The sequence below is a fragment of the Brasilonema sp. UFV-L1 genome (genome assembly GCF_012912105.1).
Lineage (GTDB): Bacteria > Cyanobacteriota > Cyanobacteriia > Cyanobacteriales > Nostocaceae > Brasilonema.
The window spans coordinates 1-20,026 of record NZ_QMEA01000065.1 but is presented as its reverse complement, the minus strand read 5'-3'; the positions used below and the strand labels follow the sequence as shown (position 1 = coordinate 20,026).

Sequence of the window (20,026 nt, the reverse complement as noted above, 5' to 3'; positions counted from 1 at the left end):
ACTCGCGACGAAAAATAAGGCTTTGCGATTGCTTCCCTCCGGTCGCAATGACTCCAATTGCGTTATTTTTGCGTAAGTCCTGACAAAGGAACTCTGAGGCTAAACCTGGTTGGTTAAATGAATAGCTGACAAAAGAATATCGCTCTTGTTGGACTGCTTGTATGTTGGCAAGTTTACGACTCCTTAAACTACTCTGAGTTTAGTGTATCAGGTAATGCGATACGCGCTCGTCTCAAGGGGATACAGCGGTTGGGACGCGTTAAGCTTCCGGCTGATCGCGCAAAGCTACAGACGCAATCATGCGTATCGCCTGTTGATCTGAATTTTTTAAGTTTGTATCAACAACAAAAGAATTTCAGTATGATGAAGGCACGAGCAGAGCAAGCACTGTAGTTGGAGTCTTAAACCTTCCTCAATTCTTACATTTTTTATTTAATTCCTCTAGTTTTTCCTGCGCTTGCTTGAGGGTAGGAACATTTAGTATTTGACGGTGTTCATCGGTTACAGTTGTCGGTGAGCTATCTAAGTTATAAATGCTGAGGCATCTCAAATTGTTTGCGTTTGGTTTGGTGGTAATTTGTTGCGTACCAAAGCGCTGTGGACGTCCCAGCTTCTTCAACAAACGGTCTTGGGTAGCTGCTATTAACCATTTAGCTTCTTCTGCACCCTTGTCTTTAAAAGTTAGAGCTGCAATCGCTAAATCGTGCGCCAACAGATAGTCTCCTAGGTCATCTCCATGTTGAAATATCATGGCTGCGTGGTAAAAGTCTAAACCAGTTTTGAGAGCATTAGCGTGATATAACTCTAACACGCGCTTTCGTCTTTGTGCATCTCGTTCGTTCAGCTTTCGAACATCCTGTTCGTCTATTACCGGTTTTTCTGTTAGTAGTTTACGCTCTCCTTGGTCTGCTTTATAAAGGTCCATCAATTCTCTGTTAGGTGTTACTTCAATTCTGTTTGCTGGTAAACCTTGTATAATTTCTCGCTTTGGCTCTACTTTGCGTGTAGGAGGGGATTGTTGTGCTTGTACATTTGCAAAGACAGCATAGCAAACAATAATGGTAGCTAGAAAAGTTGCTAGATGAAGTGTTCTACGGCTTATTACACTCACTACTTTCTCCCTCAAACTATCGAGATAATTATATTCATTGACTGAGGAAAGTGCAGGACAGACGCATGGAAATGCGATACATTAAGGAGTCCGACATTTTGTTGAGCGACAAGTCTAATTAGTGTCTACCTGAAATGGAATATCTTTGGGGCAATGATTGTGCGTATGAGGTTTTGGTTTAGCAACAAAGAGACTAGTGCTGTAAAGTAAACTAACCATACCATGTTCATCACAAAACTGTGCGTGCAATTGTTGCAAGTCAGAGATAAGTTGTTGAAGTATTTCTCCAGAACGCGGGATGATTGAATGACTCTGTGTTAAACCAATGAGTCCAGTTAAATCTACATCTTGTTTGTAGGGAAACACACACTGTTTGATATCAATTAGGTGATAACTAGCTAAGGATTCTACTGTGGTACGATGCTTGTCATCTTGAGGGTAATTTGATGTTGTCTCTATCAAGTGAATGTAATTAGCTGTAAATTCATCATTCTTATCCCAATTATTCCAAACAACAGCAACTCTTCCCGACGGTTTCAAAATGCGGTTAAATTCCAGAAGAGTTGGTTGTGGATTGAACCAGTGGAAAGATTGAAAGCACGTCACTAAGTCAACTGAAGCATCGCTTAAACCTGTCGCCTCAGCTGTTGCTTCGCGAAACTCCACTAGAGGATGAGGTGCAGCAGCTTGTCTCATGTCAGCGTTGGGTTCTATTGCCAAGACACGCACTCCCCGTTCCGCAAGAAGCCGCGCAGAAATTCCTGTTCCTGCACCCACGTCTGCTGCTACTATTGGGGACTGGGTTTCTATTCCCTCTAGGATGATATCAATGGCTGCTGCTGGATAACTTGGTCGATACTTTGCATAGTCTGGGGCGCGATGACAAAATCTACTAAGTGGATTCCGGGTGTATGGGGGCGTTTCTTCTAAATCAGACATAAACCCTCAAAATGTGGGGGATAATGAACAACTAGGATACGATTTGGGTTGACGCCACAAGGTCATCTTGAATTCTTGACAATAGCATCCCCAGCCGAGAGTTTCTATCTCATGATTGTATATCCAATCAAAAATTCGCCGCGCTTTGGCGATCGCAACATTTGTTGAAGGATAAATACGAGGGCTAGGACAAAAAACTTCTCCACTGATGTGGATTGCAGCAATCTGCCAATAATCGCTACCCTCACCTTCAGGGATAATTTCTAAAAACCCGTCTTTGTGAGGCTCAATAATTCCCATATTCATTCTCAATCATGTTGTAAGAGCTAACAAACGTCGGCGTATATTATGATTAAAAGACCGTATTTGATCGTATTTTTGAGGCCCAAGCAATCTTATGATTGCAATCGCTACATATAAGCGAAGATACCACAACTGAAAAATGAGTTGAGGATACAATGCAAATGCTTGCTGAGTGTAATGAAAACCCTGTTTATAATCTTTAGTATCCATCGATTTCCAAGCTAGATAAACATACAATCGACCATAGCTTCGGGGTCTAAGATGTAAAATTTCTGTAGGCAAAGAACGATAGGTTTTCTCAATTAACTGACGAAAACCTCTTAACATTGATTCGCAATCTTTTGATTTGTTGCTTGGGTGCTGACGATACTTTACTAAAACTTCTTTGACGACTCCATAGTGATAGCAAGTTGCAATGCGTATCCACATATCAACATCTTCAATATAGCTCTCCCGGTCAAACAAACCCAAAGTATCGAAACAAGAACGGCGTATCATGGGTGAACTTCCACAACACACCGTGCTATCACAAACTTCCACAACCTTCTTGTAAACATCACCCTCGCTATTGTGTGTCATCACTATACCTGTGGGCTTGCTATTTTCATCTATAAAAGCTGTCCAAGCATCAACTAAACCCACCAAAGGATTATTATCCAAGCATTGAGCTTGTTTTTCTAACTTAGTTGGTTCCCAAATATCATCAGCATCCAAGAAAGCGATATATTCACCTTTAGACTCAACAATACCCTTATTTCTTGCCGCAGCTGTGCCTTGATTTTCTTGGGAAATAAGTCTGACTCGCGAGTCTGTGATTTGAGAAGCCCATTCAACAATTCCATCAGAACTGCCATCATTAATAATCAAGACTTCAAAATCAGTCAGTGTCTGATTCAAAACACTCTCCACTGTTTCCGGGAGATACTTCATGGCATTATATGCCGGAATAATAACAGTAACTTTGGACATAGTTTTGAACTCTTTCATTGAATAGACTCACTTTTTGGAACGAACCACTGAAACTTTATTTTCTCTTCTCTTTCTTTTCTTTGCGTTCTTTGCGCCTTGGCGGTTCGTTTTTCTTTTTTATTCACGACTTATCTAAGATTGCTGTAGTAGAAAGAGTAGGAGGAAACGTAAGAAATTATGCCTTACTCCCTCATCTTTCTACTAACTATTTCCTATTCCCCATTGCCCATTATTCGTTGATCTTTGTCGCCGCAGTGCTTGGATAAATGTTTTCGCCTTATCATAGGTTTGATGCCCGAACTTTTTCAAGAGTGTCAAAGCTATGGTTTGGCGGATGAAGTCCCAAGAAAAAATAAAGAGTGGACGATGAGCGATCGCCTGACGATTAAACTGCACCGCTTGCTCATAATCTCTATTATTAATAGCTCTCCAAGCTAAGTACAGATAAATACGACCATATCCTCTTTCTCTTAAAGGTAAGAAATCTGAATGAACCGATTCAAAAGCTTTTTCAACGATTGTACGAAAAGCCTCCAAAGTTCCTTGACAATTTGTAGACTTACTCCCCGGATGTTGACGATAGCGAACTAAAACTTCTTTAATGACTGCAAAACGATATCGCGCAGCAAGGCGAATCCACATATCTAAATCTTCAAGAAATGGTAATTCTCGGTTAAATAACCCTACCGTTTCAAAACAACTGCGACGAATCAAAGGTGTACTATCACAAGCGCATACTGTTTTAAACTGGACAAGTTGTTTCCATACGTCGTCTCCCTCTGCGTGCGAAACAACAACTCTTCCTGTAGACTTGCCTTGTTGGTTGATTAAAACTGTCCACGTATCTACCAAACCGACTGATGGGTTTTCTTCCAGGTGTCGTACTTGCTTTTCTAGTTTGGTTGGTTCCCAGATATCATCAGCATCCAAAAGCGCGATATACTCTCCACTAGCAGCAGTAATTCCTGTGTTACGTGCCCCTGATGAACCTTGGTTTTGTTGTGAAATCAATCGAACTCGTGGATCTTTTATTTGAGAAACCCACTCTACGGTTCCATCAGAACTTCCATCATCAACAATTAAGATTTCAAAATCTGTGAATGTCTGCTTGAGAACACTTTCTACGGCTTCTTTTAAGTAGGCGATCGCATTGTACGCTGGGATAATCACAGAAACTTTCGGCATATAACCCTCTTGTATCAATAAGTTGGTAACGACATTTCTTTCTTGGACTGCAAAATTGTTTCTAAAATCACATCCCGATAACGCTGTGCCATAGCATCCCAACTAAAGCGAGCAGCATTCTGTCTTGGACTTAGACTCCAATCAGCACTCAGCGCGTCTTTGATGGCGCTTGCGTAAATATCCTGTTTTGTAACATCACATAAAATACCACTATCACTGACAAGATATTGCCGCATCTCGTCATCAGTAGCAACAACAGGTAACCCGCTAGCCATAGCTTCTAAGTAGACAAGCCCGAATGGTTCGTTAATAGAAGGGAGTGTAAAGACATCCGCACTGCGGTAAACTTCAGGCATCTGGTCATGAGGGAAAGTTTTAATAGCAAACCGTTGTGATCCGAGCAACTCATCTCCCAACGCTTGAAAGTAAGCACGATCCGGTCCATCTCCGCATATAAAAAGACTAACATGAGGTAAGCGAGCTACTGCTTGAATGGCTAATTCAACTCGCTTGTGATTCTTGCGACTTAAACTACTGACACATAGCGCTATTGGTTTTGGTAAATCAAGATTGATAGCTGTCCCTTGTGGTGTAAATCGGTCAAGATTCACACCATTGGGAATGACACTTGTTGGTTGCGTCGGTTTCAAATTATGGGCGAATGCGGCTGTTGCTTCATTTAACACGACGAGGTGATTTGGACGAAAGCGAAGATTCCGCTGCAAACATTTCCCATCTGCATGTAAACTATTGTGTTCAGTAAAGAGTATCGGTGTACCTGTTAGTGCTCTAACACAAGCAGCCATTACCAATCCACCATAATCATTGTGAGGAAAAATGAGATCAGCTGGACGCCTAAGCAAATGGAATAAGCAAGGGAAAAAACTGGTTAGATGTTCCACCACAATCTCAGGAGTTGAGATTTTACCCAGTATAGGAGCAACCAGAGGGTGACGCACAGCATGATAAGCGTGGGAACGGGGAATACATGGAATAGGGCGGCTAAAAGATCCACAATCAGCGCCGCTAAGCAGTTCAACTTCAAAGTAGGAACTCAGACGGCGAGCAAGTTCAATAGCCACAATTTCTGCTCCACCACTCCAGTTCACTCCGGTGCTAGGATGGACTAAAACAACTCGGTAGAGTCGCTCACCTCTGGTGTTTAATTGGGCGTTATTCGTGGAGTTCAGAGTTTGTTGGCTCATTCTTAAACGACTCTATAAGCAACGAAAAAAATTTAGGAAACTAATTTGGCTAAGTAGAAAGGCGAGAATAAACCAATCTATGTTACTAAATGTAAAAGTCAAGAATTCGGCTTGTAGTGGCGCTTAAGCGCTACTCAACAGGATTTATTAATGCCGACTTACTTATGTTGTCACGGCTTTTGGTTTGAAAAATATGAGCAATGGTTTTTCAACATACAAATATAGAAAACACCCAAAAGTGATAGCTATGATAGTAATGATGAATCCTAAAACACTTGACAAGACTAGGTTTTTAAAAACATCCAATGGGAATTGATTCAAAGTTTTTGTTATATTGTTGATCAAAAAACCATGTGCCAGATAGATAGAGTATGATGCATCGCCTAAAAACAAAAGAAAAGTCGGGACATTAACCGTTTTTCTCAGATCCAAACAAGCACCGCCTAGAACAAGAAATGTACAAGCAATGCCGAATGTAATCACAGATGAAACTCCGAGAATTTTATAGTAATAATCGATAGCTGATAAGGTATACAGGAAAATTCCTACACATAGGAATGACATTCCATTGTTTATTTTTTTGTTTAACAAAGTATAGGCAGCTAAACAACCTAAGACAAATTCTAGATTGTATTCAGAAAACACAAATTGAAGTAAGATATTATCTTGAGGAAATTTCATGACACCAAGAAAATGAAAAAAGACAACTGATAACCAAGCAATAATGATTGGAAAAGAAAACTTAGGTTTCAACAAAATCAAAATTCCAAACATCAGGTAAAAGAAAATTTCAAAACTAAGTGTCCAGCTGACTCCCAGAAAGGTGGATGAGAGAATTCCTCTGTCTTGGGGAAAAAGTAGAAAAGCTTTGATAAACTCCCCAACACCAACATCCTTGATGTTAGAGTTCTCAGACAAAATGAAAGATACAACAATTTTGCTGGTTAAGATGACCCAATAGAGTGGGTAAACGCGTGTAAAGCGTTTAAACAAAAATATTCCTAATTTCTCTTGACGACCTATATCCTTTTGATGAATATAAAACATGATAAAACCACTTAAGACAAAGAAAAAATCTACACCTGAGCCTCCAAAAGTGGTTATTTTAAATAAAAAATCTTGATTTAAATTCTGGTTATAGATGAGGTCTGTATGGGCAAATACGACGAGTACTGCTGCTAATCCTCGAAAAACTTGAATGAGATTTAGTCTTTTAGCTGACATAAAATTCTTACAGCAACATCAGAATCAAATCTTGTGGTAAGGTAAAATTGAGTTTTTTCTTTTAAAAAGAACTGGACTGAGTTCCTCTATAAAGTGTTATTAAATCTTGGTCAGAAAGAATTTTTTCACTCTTTTTACCCAAAAAATAATATCCTGATGCGGAATCAAACGTACCAGGTTTATTAATAAGGTAGTAGTCAAAATACTTCAACCAAAACGATGTGACTCTAGCAAAAACCTTCACTAATCCTCTAGCAAGTTGTTTCTTAACAAAACTTAAAAGGAAGTATTGATATGACCAAGCTAATGCCATTCCTGGTCCACAGACTGCACCACTATCAATTTCTTCAAACTTTCGGAATAATCGCCGATGTCCTAAATGAGTAAAGCGAGTAAAATCATATTTTCCTAAGTGTACTTGTTGCATAAATGGAGTTTCGGAATAAACTAAACTATTAGGTTTTAAGACTCGATGAATTTCTTCTACACAACGGTTTGGATCTACAACATGTTCAAGGACCGCTTGTACGACAACGCCATCAAATGAACTATCTACAAAAGGAATATTGTGGGCATCACTTATGACTGATATACGGTCACCAAAAGCGACGTCTGTCTCAATAAGTTCAATTTCAGGAACTAACAACAAAGGTTCTATTCCTTGACCAACGACGCTACCTCCGATGATCAAAACCCTTGGACTTTTATTTTCCTTAAGGAGGAGTTGGACAAATTTTTGAAAATTTGTTTTTGATTTGAGATTGAGATTAATTCCTGGTACCAAATTTATCAACAGTCTTTCTAATTTTGATTTTGGTTTGAGAGTAGAGATTTTATTATCTAGATAATCACTAATAGAAAACACACTAGACGAGTCATTTATCAAAATAGGAATTTTAGAAATAATCGGAAAAGAGGCTTTGCATTGAGAATTTTTACATTCTAAATGCGAGTTAACTAATTCCAATTGAGACTGGCAAACCGGACAGCAAAGCAGTTTTTGAGTATTTTCTGTCAGTTTCGTGTCAGATTTTGTTTTCAGTTCGGTATTCATAATTTAGGTTTTTTAACTATTTCAAAAAAAATAGCAACTATAATTGAGTCGTGCAATTGTCTATGTCCTCTGTAGTTCATCACTTCATACATCCTGGAGGACTCAGCGACATCACAACGCTTGTGTCTACAACAGTCTGTTCATTCCAGTTCCACCCTGCGATCGCCATCAGAGTGAACCAATAAAAAAACAGAGTCGTATGACTCCAGATGTTTTCCGTAATCATCCCGACGGGTATCGCCAGAGAAATCGCGAACAAGATTGAACATAAGTCACGTTGAGCACTCCCAGAAGGTGTTGATAGCATCAGCTGGATCAGACGTATACTTTGAGCCACAAGAAACACCAAAAAAGTCATAAAACCAAGTATTCCACCTTCTACCAATGCTCGGACGTAATCATTGTGAGGAAGCAATCTATTACTGGCTACATTGATACTCAATCCTAAACCGTAACCTAAAATGGGATGCTGACGCCAAGAATTTAGCAATGTATACCATTGAGAAATTCGCCAGTTAAAACTATTGTTGTCGCTTTGAGAAAGTAGAATGGCTCGTGATACATCGATATCCGGATTGAGTAGCGGTGTGTTAGCGAGTGAACTCAGACGTTCTCGTCCAAACTCTGTACTTGCAAATAGTCCTAGCACTAGCACGACAAATAAAATTCCACCGATGAGGTTAACTGGGTTTAATCTGGGAGCAACCAAAACGAAAACAAAAGTCGCAATCATCATCAAGCCAAATAATGCTTTGGTACTCACATAAAAAAATGCTAGTAAACCTAGCAACAACAACCACACAAAGCTTTGTCTTGATTGCTTGAGTTTCCACCAAGTTAAACCAATAAATAGCAACAGCAAAGTTACAAAGCCATTGGGGTGACCGATTGTCCCTTTGATGCGAAAACCTTCAGATGATATTGAACCAGCATCATAATTCTGCGCTGAGAGAAAAGAGGGTAAAATAGAGGGTAGGAACATTTGCATCAACCCTACCACGACTGGTGCCACTAGAGCTAAGAACAGCACAGAAATCACTTTCTGAGGAGGAACTCGGTCTTTAAGCTGCATCACCAACAGATAAACCATCAGCCATGAAAAAAGACGAATCCATTCACGGATGCTATCTGACAAATATCCAGCACTTAATCCCAACCCTCCTAAAAAAAGGAGGACTACCCAAAAACCCTGTAAGAGCATCCAACCAGCAAAGAACCAGTAAAAGCGGTCAGTCTGTACAGTTTTCCTTCTCAGTAACATCACTGTTACGTAAAGTATAGCGAGGACATCTAGCCCCAGAGCAAATATAGCTGGTATTTGCTGCCCAGAGAAAGGATCCAGAGAAGTCCGTAAAACTAAAAGTCCGAGAACAACTTGTTCAAACTGAGTAAAAAAGTAAAAAAGAAACGGTATTATACCCAAAGCCAAGCCCAAGTAAAGAGGTTTGGTGCTTCCTATCAAGAACCCGATTACCAAACCAACCACCACACCTGCTAACCCAACCAAGAGTCCCAGACGAGAAGAACGACTTGAGAGTTGTTTGGTCAACATTGTTACTTGTGCCTCATACGATTTCCATAATTTTTAGCATTTTCTCCTGCACCAATCAATTGCTTGGCCGGCTTGGGTAGTCGAGGCTGGTAACCAGGAATAGGATAACGGTATTTTTGTGGTGTCAATTGTGTCATTCCATTCACCACAACTCCCAGTATAGGTATCCGATTTTGTGTTAAATCCCATACACATCTTGAGAGAACTTCTTTATCGGTGAAGCCTGGACGTGTTATCAGCATGACTCCATCACCTTCTTGAGCTAATGTTGCAGCATCAGCACAAGCAGTTAAGGGAGGTGTGTCTATAATCACCAAATCGTAATTTTCAGCAGCTTCTGCCATTAGAGACTTCATCGCGATTGATTCTAGCAATTGCGAGGGACGTCCGTGTAATTCGCCACAAGTCAAGACATCTAAGTTCTCAATATCTGTTGGCTGCACAGCATCCAGTAAGGATACATTTCCTTCTAATACTTCTGTCATCCCCGGACCAGGTGCGATGTTGAACAGTGTGTGCTGGGTTGGTCTTCGTAAATCTGCATCAATCATTAATGTCCGCCAAGATAGCATACCTGCAACGGCAGCAAGGTGTGATGCGACGACTGATTTACCTTCTCCAGATATAGTACTACTGACAACAATCACCCGCAATTGTTTCGAGCTACGAAACTCTAAAGTTTTGAAGAGTGTGCGGTAAGGTTCAACCAAGTCCATATTATCTAGGAATCGACTGGCTGGCTCAAGAACAAGCGTCTTACCAGGTAGACGTGGTAAGATTCCCAGCAATGATAGCTGTAGTAGTTCCTCGGCTTCGGCAGCATCACGTAGTGTATTATCCATCACCTCTAAAAGTAAGACAATGCCAACGGCTAGCATACTTCCAAAAACAGAAGCAAGTGCTAATATGACTTTCTGCTTTGGCTCAGATGGTGATGATGGTACTACAGCTTTTTCGATCTCACGAATATTGCTGACCTGTTGTGCTTCTGTCAGCTGTGCTTGTTCAAGTTTGCCTTGTAGGAACTTTAGAGATGCTGCAGCTGCTTCCCGTTCCCGAGTGAGTACAGTCAGTTCTTGCTGTTTACGGGGTAATTCTTCAAGACGCCTTTGGAGGTCTTTTTTCTTGTCTTGTAAATCTTTCAGGCTCTTACTGACTGCAGACTTTTCGATATTATTGAGGACAAGTTTAGAGTTCAGGTCTTGAGAGAGTTGATCGCCTGCGAAATTGTTTGTGGAAACACTTTGATCATTAGGAGACACGCGCTTGAGTTGTTCTGATAAAACTGCATCCAAGGCGTTCCGTTCTTCAACCAATCTGATAACAGTTGGATTCTCCTCTGTCCCGCGCGAACGAGCTTCGATGAGCTTATTATCTAGTTCTGATAACTTAGCTCGTAACCTCTTGATTTCATCGTCTTGTCCCCTGCGAACTGATGAATAAGCATTGTTCGGGTTTGCAGTATTAGTAATTTTCCGCAAGTCTTCGTCTTTTGCTTCTATCTCTTGAAGTTGAGCAGACAGAGTACGCTCTTTGTCTTCCACAGCAGCTATACTCTGCACTAAGCTTTTTGTTTGTTCTTCAACGGAAACAATATCGTTGTCTTGTTTGTATTTCTTTTCTTTCTGTTCAGCACCTTTGAGAAGATTCTCCGCCTCAGGTAATTGTTTTGTTTTCAAAAATACCCGTACGTTTTTCGCCTCTAAACTGATGGCTTCCTTGTTCTCCTCAACCATCGCCTTAGAAATCGCATTGAGGATCTTCGCAGCAAGCTGAGGGTCTCGAGATTGATAACTCAACTCAAGAATATTGGTTGCTGGGACATTTTTGACTTTTAAATTATAACTGAGTTCTGCAGTTGATACAGGACTTTGAGAGACATCACCTTTTGTCTGGGGAAAAGCAATAGCAATCGCTCGTTCGAGAACACGTTGCGATTTGATGAGTTCTGCTTGGTCAGCTAAGGGACTAATTCCTGGTGCGTTTGCGGACACTTGAGTCAAATCACGACCTAATTCTGAGACACTGACTCTTTTGTCATCCAGCATCAGTCGCGCATAAGCTTCGTACTTACTTGGGGTAACCGCAAGGTAGGCGATCGCCCCACCAATTACAGCAACAAATGCAGCTATTGCGGGAAGACTTCGCCGCTTCATCACTGCTAGTACAGTGGATATTCCTTTTTCCATCACCTATCCCTCTTGTTTGATGAGTCATAAGTCATCAGTCATCACTCATAAAAATTTGAACTTTTGACTAATGACATATGACTACTCTTACTATCTATTTTTTGCTCAAAACTTCAGCAAGTCCAGTTTGTTGTTGTTCGTAAATACGAACTGGTTCGGGTGAGTTCAAAAGTGTCGTGTAAAGTTTTAAGGTTTCACAAGTGATGTGATCCCAGCTATAGTTTAGTTGTACGTGCCTTTTTGCATGCACAGCCATCGCTCTTAGTTCTTCTGGGTGATTGATTGCCCAATCTAAGGTGCGAACACAAGAAGTCAGGTTTCCTGCTTCAAACAGCCTTCCCCGACCTCCACTAATTAATTGCTTGTGAGGCGGAATATCGCTTGCGACAACTGGTACCTCTTCCTGCATTGCTTCTAACATTGCAAGAGGGAGTCCTTCGACATCAGAAGGAAGAACAAATAACCCTGCTCCCCGGACTATTTCCCAAAGACGTTGTCCCCGAAGTTCGCCTGCAAAAACAATATTTGGGTTATTTGCAACCTTTTCTAATAGTTGTGAAGTGAATAATTTCGTATCGCTCACACCACCAGCGATCACAAGTTTCCATCCAACAGGATTCAAGGCACTAAAGGCGTCAACTAGCAAGTCGGGACGCTTTTCTGGTACAACTCTGCCCAAAAACAAAAGATAGCGCTTTTGCTCAAGACCTAGTTGAGTCCCATAACTAAAATTGGGATCTGACTCACCATATCTCGCTGGCGCATTCGGGATGTAGACTGTGTTCCTACCATAAGTGTCTAAAAAGTAGGTTTGGAGCACATTAGATACAACTATCAACCCGTGAGCGAAACGAACTGCAGCTTTTTCTCCCATTTGGATGATACGAGTTGAAAAACTGCCCCATTTAGCACGTTGCCAATCTAAGCCCTGACAACTTACCACAATCTTTGCATTACTAATAAGTTTTGGTAAACAAGTAAACAAGGATGGACCAAGGGCATGGAAATGAATGATATCGTATTTTGTAGCAGAGGCTGCGATCGCTCCGAGTGCCGAAGTCACAAAAGCATCCACTCCTCTTAAACTCAAACTCGGCAACGACATCACTTTGACACCTTCGTAGTCATAAGGGTCTTGCCAAGAACAGTCAGTGTAAGAAGAGCGGGCAAATAAATCAACAGAGTGTCCCTGCTTCACCATACGAGGATAGACTTCTGCACAGTAGTGCTCTATGCCACCCTGCTTGGGAGGTAGACCTTTTGTACCGATAACAGCAATTTTCATACGAGTTTAGTCGTGCTAGTTTTGCTCTGGAAAAGGGTGTACAAATTGAAACTTTGTTACGTTTTTTTACATGAATTGAAGCAAGAACACAGCAGGCGGGAACACAAAAAAGCTCCGTTTCTTTGTTTCAATTTTCCTGAGTCTAAAAAAGCATTGTCTCTCCCTGATAACTATAATTTTTTTTGTCTTTGATGTTTGTGAGTTGTTGTTTTGACAGCGAGTTGATATTTATACTTGAATAGCAATGCTATTCCGCTGTTCCCAGCGATGTAACATTTCGCTGTAAACTTGCTGAACAACAGTACGAGCTGCATAAGGTTTTGCAATCCGCACGCAAGACTCTGTTGGATAATCTCCTGGATGCTGCAGTACTTTGCGTAAAGCATCTGCTATGCACGCAGGCGTTCGTTCAGAACAAACAACCCCACTATCAGCACTTAGTAATTTTGGGGTTTCACCACATTGAGTCGTTACGACCGGAGTCCCACTCGCTAGCGCTTCAAGAACCACTAAAGGTAGACCTTCGTATGCGCTGCTGAGGACAAAGACATTGCAGACACGATGGAGCTGTGCAAGTGTATCTTGGGTAACTGCTCCCAGCATCGTTACTTTATTCAACAATCCCAATCTTGCAATTTCCGCACGGACTTCTGCTCCTAACTCGCCATCTCCCGCTATGAGTAAGTGAATACCAGGCTCGTTTAAACTCGCAAATGCACGTACCAGAAGAATTGGGTCTTTTTGAGGATGAAGCCGACCAGCAAATAACATAAAGCGAGTCTGCTCATCAACACCTAACCGAGACGCCAGTTCTCGCCTTTTTACTTCCCGTTCATCTTTTGTTAATGGGTAAAAAACTCCATTGTCAAAAGAATTTTTGATGTACGCAATGCGGTCTTGCAACTTAGGATAACGCTGCTTATATAATTGCGCTGCATCAGTATTACACGAGAGAATTTGGCTAAATTGGCGAACTAACAAACTTTCTAATGCAAAATATGCGGCGGGATATCTTCGCCAAAGAATTGCATTCTTATCACCTTTGGCTTGCATTTGCGTCTGTATATCGTTGTGGATAAACAGAGTTTTCTCTCCTTGCCAATTGAGAGTTGCAATTGTTGGCTCTATCCGATGAAAGTGCATAAAGTCAGAAGCAAAGCAACGCCCTAAAAGAGCCGCAGTATATTTGAGCGTTGTTGGTATCAAACTTCGGACATTGTCATTTTGTAGTGTCAATAAAGGCAAAAAACTAATTTCTCTACCTGCAAATTCTGCTTGTTGCCATTCACCAACAGGCTTTTTTGAATCGACACATGTTCCTACAAGTCTTACCTCAAATTCGCTTGGAGCGTATTTGATGAACGTTTTAATGAGTGTTTGTATACCTCCGATTGTCGCGTTCCAAGGATTGAACTGGTAAAAAATCGTGAGAACAGGCTTACGCATGGCAACTACCCTGCATAACTTAAGTACAAAAGCTCAAATGTTTTTTAATTATCAAAAAACACTTACTCAAAAAAGTTTAAAACTCCCTCCTACAGATTAAATATATATAACAGTGTCTGCATTCCTCCGATAGTCATAATCATCAGAGTGAACTTGTTCTAAATCTCAGTATCATATTTACACATTGTGAGATATATTACAACTTTCGTACAAACACATAGACAGTTTTCCACCTTTTAAAAATGCACATAGTTTGTATGTGATTTTTACACCTGAGCTTAATTACACCTATCAAATCGTAATATTTCTGAAGGCAATTTTTACTTCCAAAATTCAATCTTCATGAAATCTTTACACTCATAGTATAAATTTTATCCTTAAAGCATCAAATTTATGATATCCTAGTCGCTTTTATACATAAATAAAGATTGTAGAGATATTTTACAAAAACTTAATAAATCTAAATTGTAAAAAAAAGACGTAAACATATTCTGTCTACGTCCAATCCCTGCTTGATGAAACGACTGAAAAACTGCGCTTCTTAGCCCAGGGAGAAGTCAATCAGTCAGTACGTAACTTGGAAGCGCTATTGTATCTATGACGATTTAGATTTTGCTTCCAAGTTTTCTAGGCGACTTCTAAGTTCTTGGTTTTGTTGTCTAAGTTGGTCAACTTCAGAACGTAACTGACGAAGCGCCTTTTCAGAACCAATGTTATTTTGCACTTTGAAAATCTCTTCCTCAGCATAGCGACGCACACGCCCATCTGGCGTTTGGTCAGCCAAGGCTTGTAAAATCCCAATCGCTTTGGGATTTTCCATTTGTCCAAGGGCTGTGACCACAGATATTTGAGTTAAAAAGAAAGTTTCTTTAGAAATTTCTGTCAATCGCTCTAAAATCGATTCCACATTGGCACTATTTTGACCAACAGAAATTTTTCCAAGGGCGCGAATAGCAGCTAAACGCAAAGGTTGTGGTACACCAAGGTGAGTGTATTCCATCAAGAGATTTAAAGCGGCTTCTGAGGTTTTGAGTTCAGCAAGACCTGCGATCGCACCACTGCGTACAACCTCATTCCAACCCGCTTTTTTTTCCAAAATGGATTTTAACAGCTTGATGACTTTTTCTTCCTTAGGTTTGTCTTCTGTTGTTTGGGCTGCGATCGTTCCTACAACACGAGCTGCTGTGGCTTCTACATAATAGCTAGGATCACCCACTTCCAAAAGTTCTTTTAACGCTTTGTAGCTTTGATGAGTTTTGATTTTTCCAAGTGCTTCCACTACAGCACGCCGCACGTAAGAATTTTTATCCTCTAAACCAACAACCAACTCATCAAAGACTTGATCCAGTTTTATTTCTGCGAGTTGTTTAGCGACTTCGACACGTACACCCCAGAAAGACTCATTTTTTAGTGCTGCTGACAATGCTTTTAGCGCCTCTAAACCCCCTTTTTTCGCCAAAGCTTCCGCTGCTATGATGCGGGAGATGGGATCGGGATCAAATTCGAGCTGTGCTTTCAACTCTGGTACTGGATATTCCAGAGACACCGTTTTTAGAAAGTTATTTCCGACATCAAAGCTGACGAATTGAGGTTTTTCCTCAAGAGGAAAGTAAAAACTTTGTTCCTGTTCATTCACTCGGACTGTAAAAGTTTTAAACTTAGTAGACGCCAGGAGTGAGGGGGATGAGGAGGATGAGCGAGTGATTTCAACTTTTGAATTTTGAATTTTGAGAGAAGTTGGAGCGGAAGTTTCCTCCGTTCGCGCAGCGTCTCCGGAGGAGACTCCAATCTGTGCCCGGAGGACACGCTGCGCTAGCGGTGATTTTGAATTCTCCGGAGGGATGTCCTCTTGCTTGGCGTACCCAAAACCGATAGGGATTTTTAAGTCAAATAAATCACTACTATTTCCAGCATCTGCTTGGGTTTGAGTCACTGTGATTTTAGCCAGCTTGCTATCTCCATCCCAAGAGTAAGCTACCTTAAAATCAGGATGACCACCTCGATAGACATACTGGTCAAAAAGAAATAAAAAGTTACGCCCAGTTGCTTTTTCAATCGCTCGTAATAAATCAACTGTTTCTACAGTTCTGTGGGCATTATCCTGTACAAACGTCTGAATTGCTTTCCAAAACAATTCTTCTCCCAATTCTGAGCGAATCATGTGATAGACACATGACCCTTTTTCGTAGATATGGCGATCATAAAGCTCAATAGCTTCCCGATAAACATGCGTGACCATTGGACGGCGATAGCGAGCACCATCTTCAGCCAGATAACTACGAGCCTCCTGTAAACGATAGTACGCTGCTTCTTGAGCACTATATTCATGCTCTGTCCAGAGAACTTCGGAGTAAGTAGCCATCCCCTCCTTAATCCAAGCATGCGACCAATGCTTAATCACCACCAAATCACCAAACCACTGGTGCGCCAGTTCGTGGACAACCAAACTTTCTGTATTGCGGTTATCTAATGCTGCTTTTTCATCCAGCAAACATCGATCAGTTAACAGCGTTGTAGAAGTATTTTCCATTCCCCCAAAGATGAAGTCGTCAACACAAACTTGAGCGTATTTAGGGTAAGGGTATGGATAGCCGTATTTTTCGCTCAAAAACTCTATCATCTGAGGAGTTTTGCCCATACTACGTTTGGCATCTTCTTGGCGACCTTTTTCAACGTAGTATGTGACAGGTATACCATTCCACTGATCACGAATTTCGGCAAACTCACCAACAGCTAAAGTCATTAAATAAGTTGGATGAACTTGCTGCTGTGACCAGTGATAGATTTGGTCGTCACCTTGTTCTTCTGTCGCAATCAGTTCGCCGTTAGAAATTGCTATCAAGGGTTTGGGGACACGAACGCGAATTTCAGAAGTAGAGAGTTGTCCAGGATAGTCAAAGCAAGGGAACCAAAACCGAGAGTCTTCGTCTTCTCCTTGAGTCCAAACTTGGAAAGGTTTATGAGGATGGTGTTTGTCTGGTTGGATAAAATAAAGACCGCGTTGTGGTTTGTCTACTGAGTAAGCAATGACAATTACAATGGACTTGTTAACCTCTGTAGGTGATTCGAGTTGGATAGATAACTGTTGCCCATCGTACTCAAACTTTTGTGCTTTTCCATCCACCTGTACGGATTCGATGTTTAAGTTGACAGCATCTAAATTTAAATGGTCAACACTGTTGCGGATTGGTTTGAGTGTTATGCTACAACTTCCATTGTACCTTTTGTTAACGATATCCAGGCTGAGGTCTAGAAAAATATGCTCTACTTGTCCAGGACGATCAGGATTGTAGTGCGGTTTTGCCCCAGGTAACTCAAAAGATTTATACCGATTATTTTTTGTATCAAAACAAGACTGCGACATTGATGTTTACTGTATCTTGGTAACCCTGAAAATTCCTCATGGATGTTGTAAGGAAAAACAGCTTGCTCGCGTGTCATCCCCACGTCAACCTACGATACACCCTGAAGATTTTGTACACTGTTGTCATCAAAACACATACAGCGTTTTGCGTCTAAGCGATTAAAGTTCTGTAATCATACACCGATGGTTTTATATAGCTTAGAATAGCTTGCTCCTACCAAAAGGTATATATTTTTCAGATAAAGAACAATATCATTTGTGGATTTGTTCTTGACGCTTTTGAATATTACTTAGAGCGCTATTATACTCATAGTTTATGAGAATTGACAATTTCATCCGTGGATTTCGATAAATAAGTTGAAAGAAATTATGAATCCGAACATTCCACAATGATGTTTTTACTAACCTCCAGTGTTGAAGAAAAAGGGAATATTTACAATGCCCGAAAGTCGATCAAAGTTTTTAATACCTGCTGTTGGTAGTGCCATTGTTGTGGCAGGAGGAATAGCAGCATATATGTATTTTAAGGGTGGTCCGTCCGGAGATATCTCTGGTGTTTTAAGTGCTGCTAAAGTCATACCAGATGAAGCAGTCTTAGCAACTTACATTTCTACTGAGCCAAAAGTTTGGGCGAAATTAGAGCAGTTTGGCACACAAGAAGCACAAAAGATAGTCGCCAAAAGTTTGGAAGATTTAAATAAAAACCTATCCACTGACAATAGCATTTCTTATGAGAAAGATTTAAAACCTTGGGTAGGTGGTGTCATGATTGCCATGCTACCCTCAAGTTCAGTAAAACCTGTTGCACAAAATACTCCGCAAGCGGTACAAGAACCGAAAGTCTTGATGGTAGTTGGAATTAAGGACAAATTAGCTGCTTTGAATTTTGCTAATAAATTCAAGGCACAAAAAGGTGTAAAAGTACAGGAAACTGACTACAAAGGCGAAAAGATTATTGAAACAACTGGTAATGGTGAACAGAATTATACTGCAGTTTTAAATACGACCCATATTGTGAGATCTTCTCACAAGCAAGCTGTAGAGCATGCAATTGACACTTTTAAAGGAGAACCTTCCTTTGCAAGTAAAGAAGGTGTAAACAGTATGCTGGCAAACGGTGTGAATGTAGACAATACTTTGGCACAAATTTATGTGCCTGACTATGGCAGCATGGTAAAACAAATAAGTGCAACTCCCAACACACCGATTCCTCCAGAAACCATGAAGCAGTTAAAGCAGCTCAAATCTATGGTGGCAGGTGTAGGGATTGATAATGCGGGTGTCAGGATGAAAGCTGTTGCCAAGTTAGATCCAGCACAGGTTAAATACCAGTATCAAAATACTTCTGCCAAGGTAGTTTCTCAATTTCCTGCTGATACAATCGCTCTTATGAGCGGAAAGGGGATTAGCAACTGGTGGTCAGCACTTGTGGAACAATCAAAAGAAGCTCCTGAGTTGAAGTTTACGATTGAACAAACTCGAGCACAACTGAAATTAGTCAATCTTGACCTGGATAAAGAGATTTTCGGGTGGATGGATGGAGAATTCGCTTTTGCAGCGATTCCATCAAATCAAGGTGTGTTGGCGCAGATTGGTTTTGGAGGAGCGTTAGTTTTTCACACAAGCGATCGCAAAACAGCCCAAGCCACGCTCAACAAACTGGATGATTTTGTGAAAGCACAATCAGTAAATGTCGCAAAAACAAGTATCGGTGGAAAAGAAATTACTGAATGGCAAATTCCCCAACAAGGAGCTTTATTAGCACACGGATGGCTAGATAATAACTCCGTATTTGTCACCTTTGGTGGTCCAATAGCTCAAACACTAGCAGAACGCAAAGGCGAGTCCTTAGAAAGCAGTGACAACTTCAAAGCCACTACTAGCACTCTGCAAAGACCTAACGGTGGATATTTTTACTTAGATATGGACAAAGCTGTACCCTTATTAAATCGTTTCGCCACTGCACAACAGCAGTCAATCACTCCTGAAGCAACTGCTGTCATCAGTTCGATTCGCGGTTTGGGTATGACTGCTACAAGCCCCGACAAAACAACTACCCAAGTTGAGATGCTGCTTGCACTGAAACCAAAAGAGGGAGTGAGGGAGTGAGGGAGGGAGGGAGTGAGGGAGTGTTAGCGCAGCTTACCGTAGGTTGGGAGGGAGAGAAAAAGAATTGACACTCCCCTGGCTACGTGAATAT

General features: G+C 40.9%; 14 protein-coding genes. 1 reads left to right on the top strand and 13 read right to left on the bottom strand.

Translation table 11 applies throughout. The annotated features are described in order from the left end of the window. Positions 1-412: 412 nt before the first annotated feature. The 13 genes from DP117_RS19125 to DP117_RS19065 form a co-directional block, all read right to left on the bottom strand. Entirely contained in the window at positions 413-1,111 is a 699-nt protein-coding gene (locus DP117_RS19125) for a hypothetical protein (protein WP_169219861.1), read from the bottom strand. Between the two features lie 114 nt (positions 1,112-1,225). Continuing rightward, positions 1,226-2,050 carry a class I SAM-dependent methyltransferase gene (locus tag DP117_RS19120; RefSeq protein WP_169219860.1) on the bottom strand — a complete coding sequence of 275 codons (825 nt, stop codon included), beginning with the start codon at positions 2,048-2,050 and terminating at the stop codon, positions 1,226-1,228. Between the two features lie 6 nt (positions 2,051-2,056). Further along, on the bottom strand, positions 2,057-2,356 hold the full coding sequence (locus DP117_RS19115; RefSeq protein WP_169219859.1) for a hypothetical protein: 300 nt from the start codon (positions 2,354-2,356) through the stop codon (positions 2,057-2,059). A gap of 6 nt (positions 2,357-2,362) precedes the next feature. Further along, entirely contained in the window at positions 2,363-3,322 is a 960-nt protein-coding gene (locus DP117_RS19110; RefSeq protein WP_169219858.1) for a glycosyltransferase family 2 protein, read from the bottom strand. Between the two features lie 201 nt (positions 3,323-3,523). Further along, a complete protein-coding gene (locus DP117_RS19105) occupies positions 3,524-4,507 on the bottom strand; it encodes a glycosyltransferase (RefSeq protein ID WP_169219857.1) in 984 nt (327 codons plus the stop codon). A 14-nt stretch (positions 4,508-4,521) separates the two neighbouring features. After that, complete coding sequence (locus DP117_RS19100; RefSeq protein ID WP_169219856.1) at positions 4,522-5,712, bottom strand: glycosyltransferase; 1,191 nt, start codon at positions 5,710-5,712, stop codon at positions 4,522-4,524. Between the two features lie 162 nt (positions 5,713-5,874). After that, positions 5,875-6,936 (bottom strand): acyltransferase, encoded by a 1,062-nt coding sequence (locus DP117_RS19095; RefSeq protein ID WP_169219855.1) that lies wholly within the window; start codon positions 6,934-6,936, stop codon positions 5,875-5,877. 61 nt (positions 6,937-6,997) lie between these two features. Then, entirely contained in the window at positions 6,998-7,990 is a 993-nt protein-coding gene (locus DP117_RS19090) for a methyltransferase domain-containing protein (protein ID WP_169219854.1), read from the bottom strand. 79 nt (positions 7,991-8,069) lie between these two features. Then, a complete protein-coding gene (locus tag DP117_RS19085; RefSeq protein WP_169219853.1) occupies positions 8,070-9,542 on the bottom strand; it encodes an O-antigen ligase family protein in 1,473 nt (490 codons plus the stop codon). A 2-nt stretch (positions 9,543-9,544) separates the two neighbouring features. After that, positions 9,545-11,731, bottom strand: coding sequence for a polysaccharide biosynthesis tyrosine autokinase (locus DP117_RS19080; RefSeq protein ID WP_169219852.1), 2,187 nt, complete (start codon positions 11,729-11,731; stop codon positions 9,545-9,547). A 94-nt stretch (positions 11,732-11,825) separates the two neighbouring features. Further along, entirely contained in the window at positions 11,826-13,016 is a 1,191-nt protein-coding gene (locus DP117_RS19075; RefSeq protein WP_169219851.1) for a glycosyltransferase family 4 protein, read from the bottom strand. A 228-nt stretch (positions 13,017-13,244) separates the two neighbouring features. Continuing rightward, a complete protein-coding gene (locus tag DP117_RS19070) occupies positions 13,245-14,462 on the bottom strand; it encodes a glycosyltransferase family 4 protein (protein ID WP_169219850.1) in 1,218 nt (405 codons plus the stop codon). 595 nt (positions 14,463-15,057) lie between these two features. After that, on the bottom strand, positions 15,058-17,826 hold the full coding sequence (locus tag DP117_RS19065) for a M1 family metallopeptidase (RefSeq protein ID WP_169219849.1): 2,769 nt from the start codon (positions 17,824-17,826) through the stop codon (positions 15,058-15,060). 438 nt (positions 17,827-18,264) lie between these two features. Between DP117_RS19065 and DP117_RS19060 the strand changes: the two genes are divergently transcribed. Next, on the top strand, positions 18,265-19,935 hold the full coding sequence (locus DP117_RS19060) for a DUF3352 domain-containing protein (protein WP_169219848.1): 1,671 nt from the start codon (positions 18,265-18,267) through the stop codon (positions 19,933-19,935). The last annotated feature ends 91 nt before the right edge of the window (positions 19,936-20,026 follow it).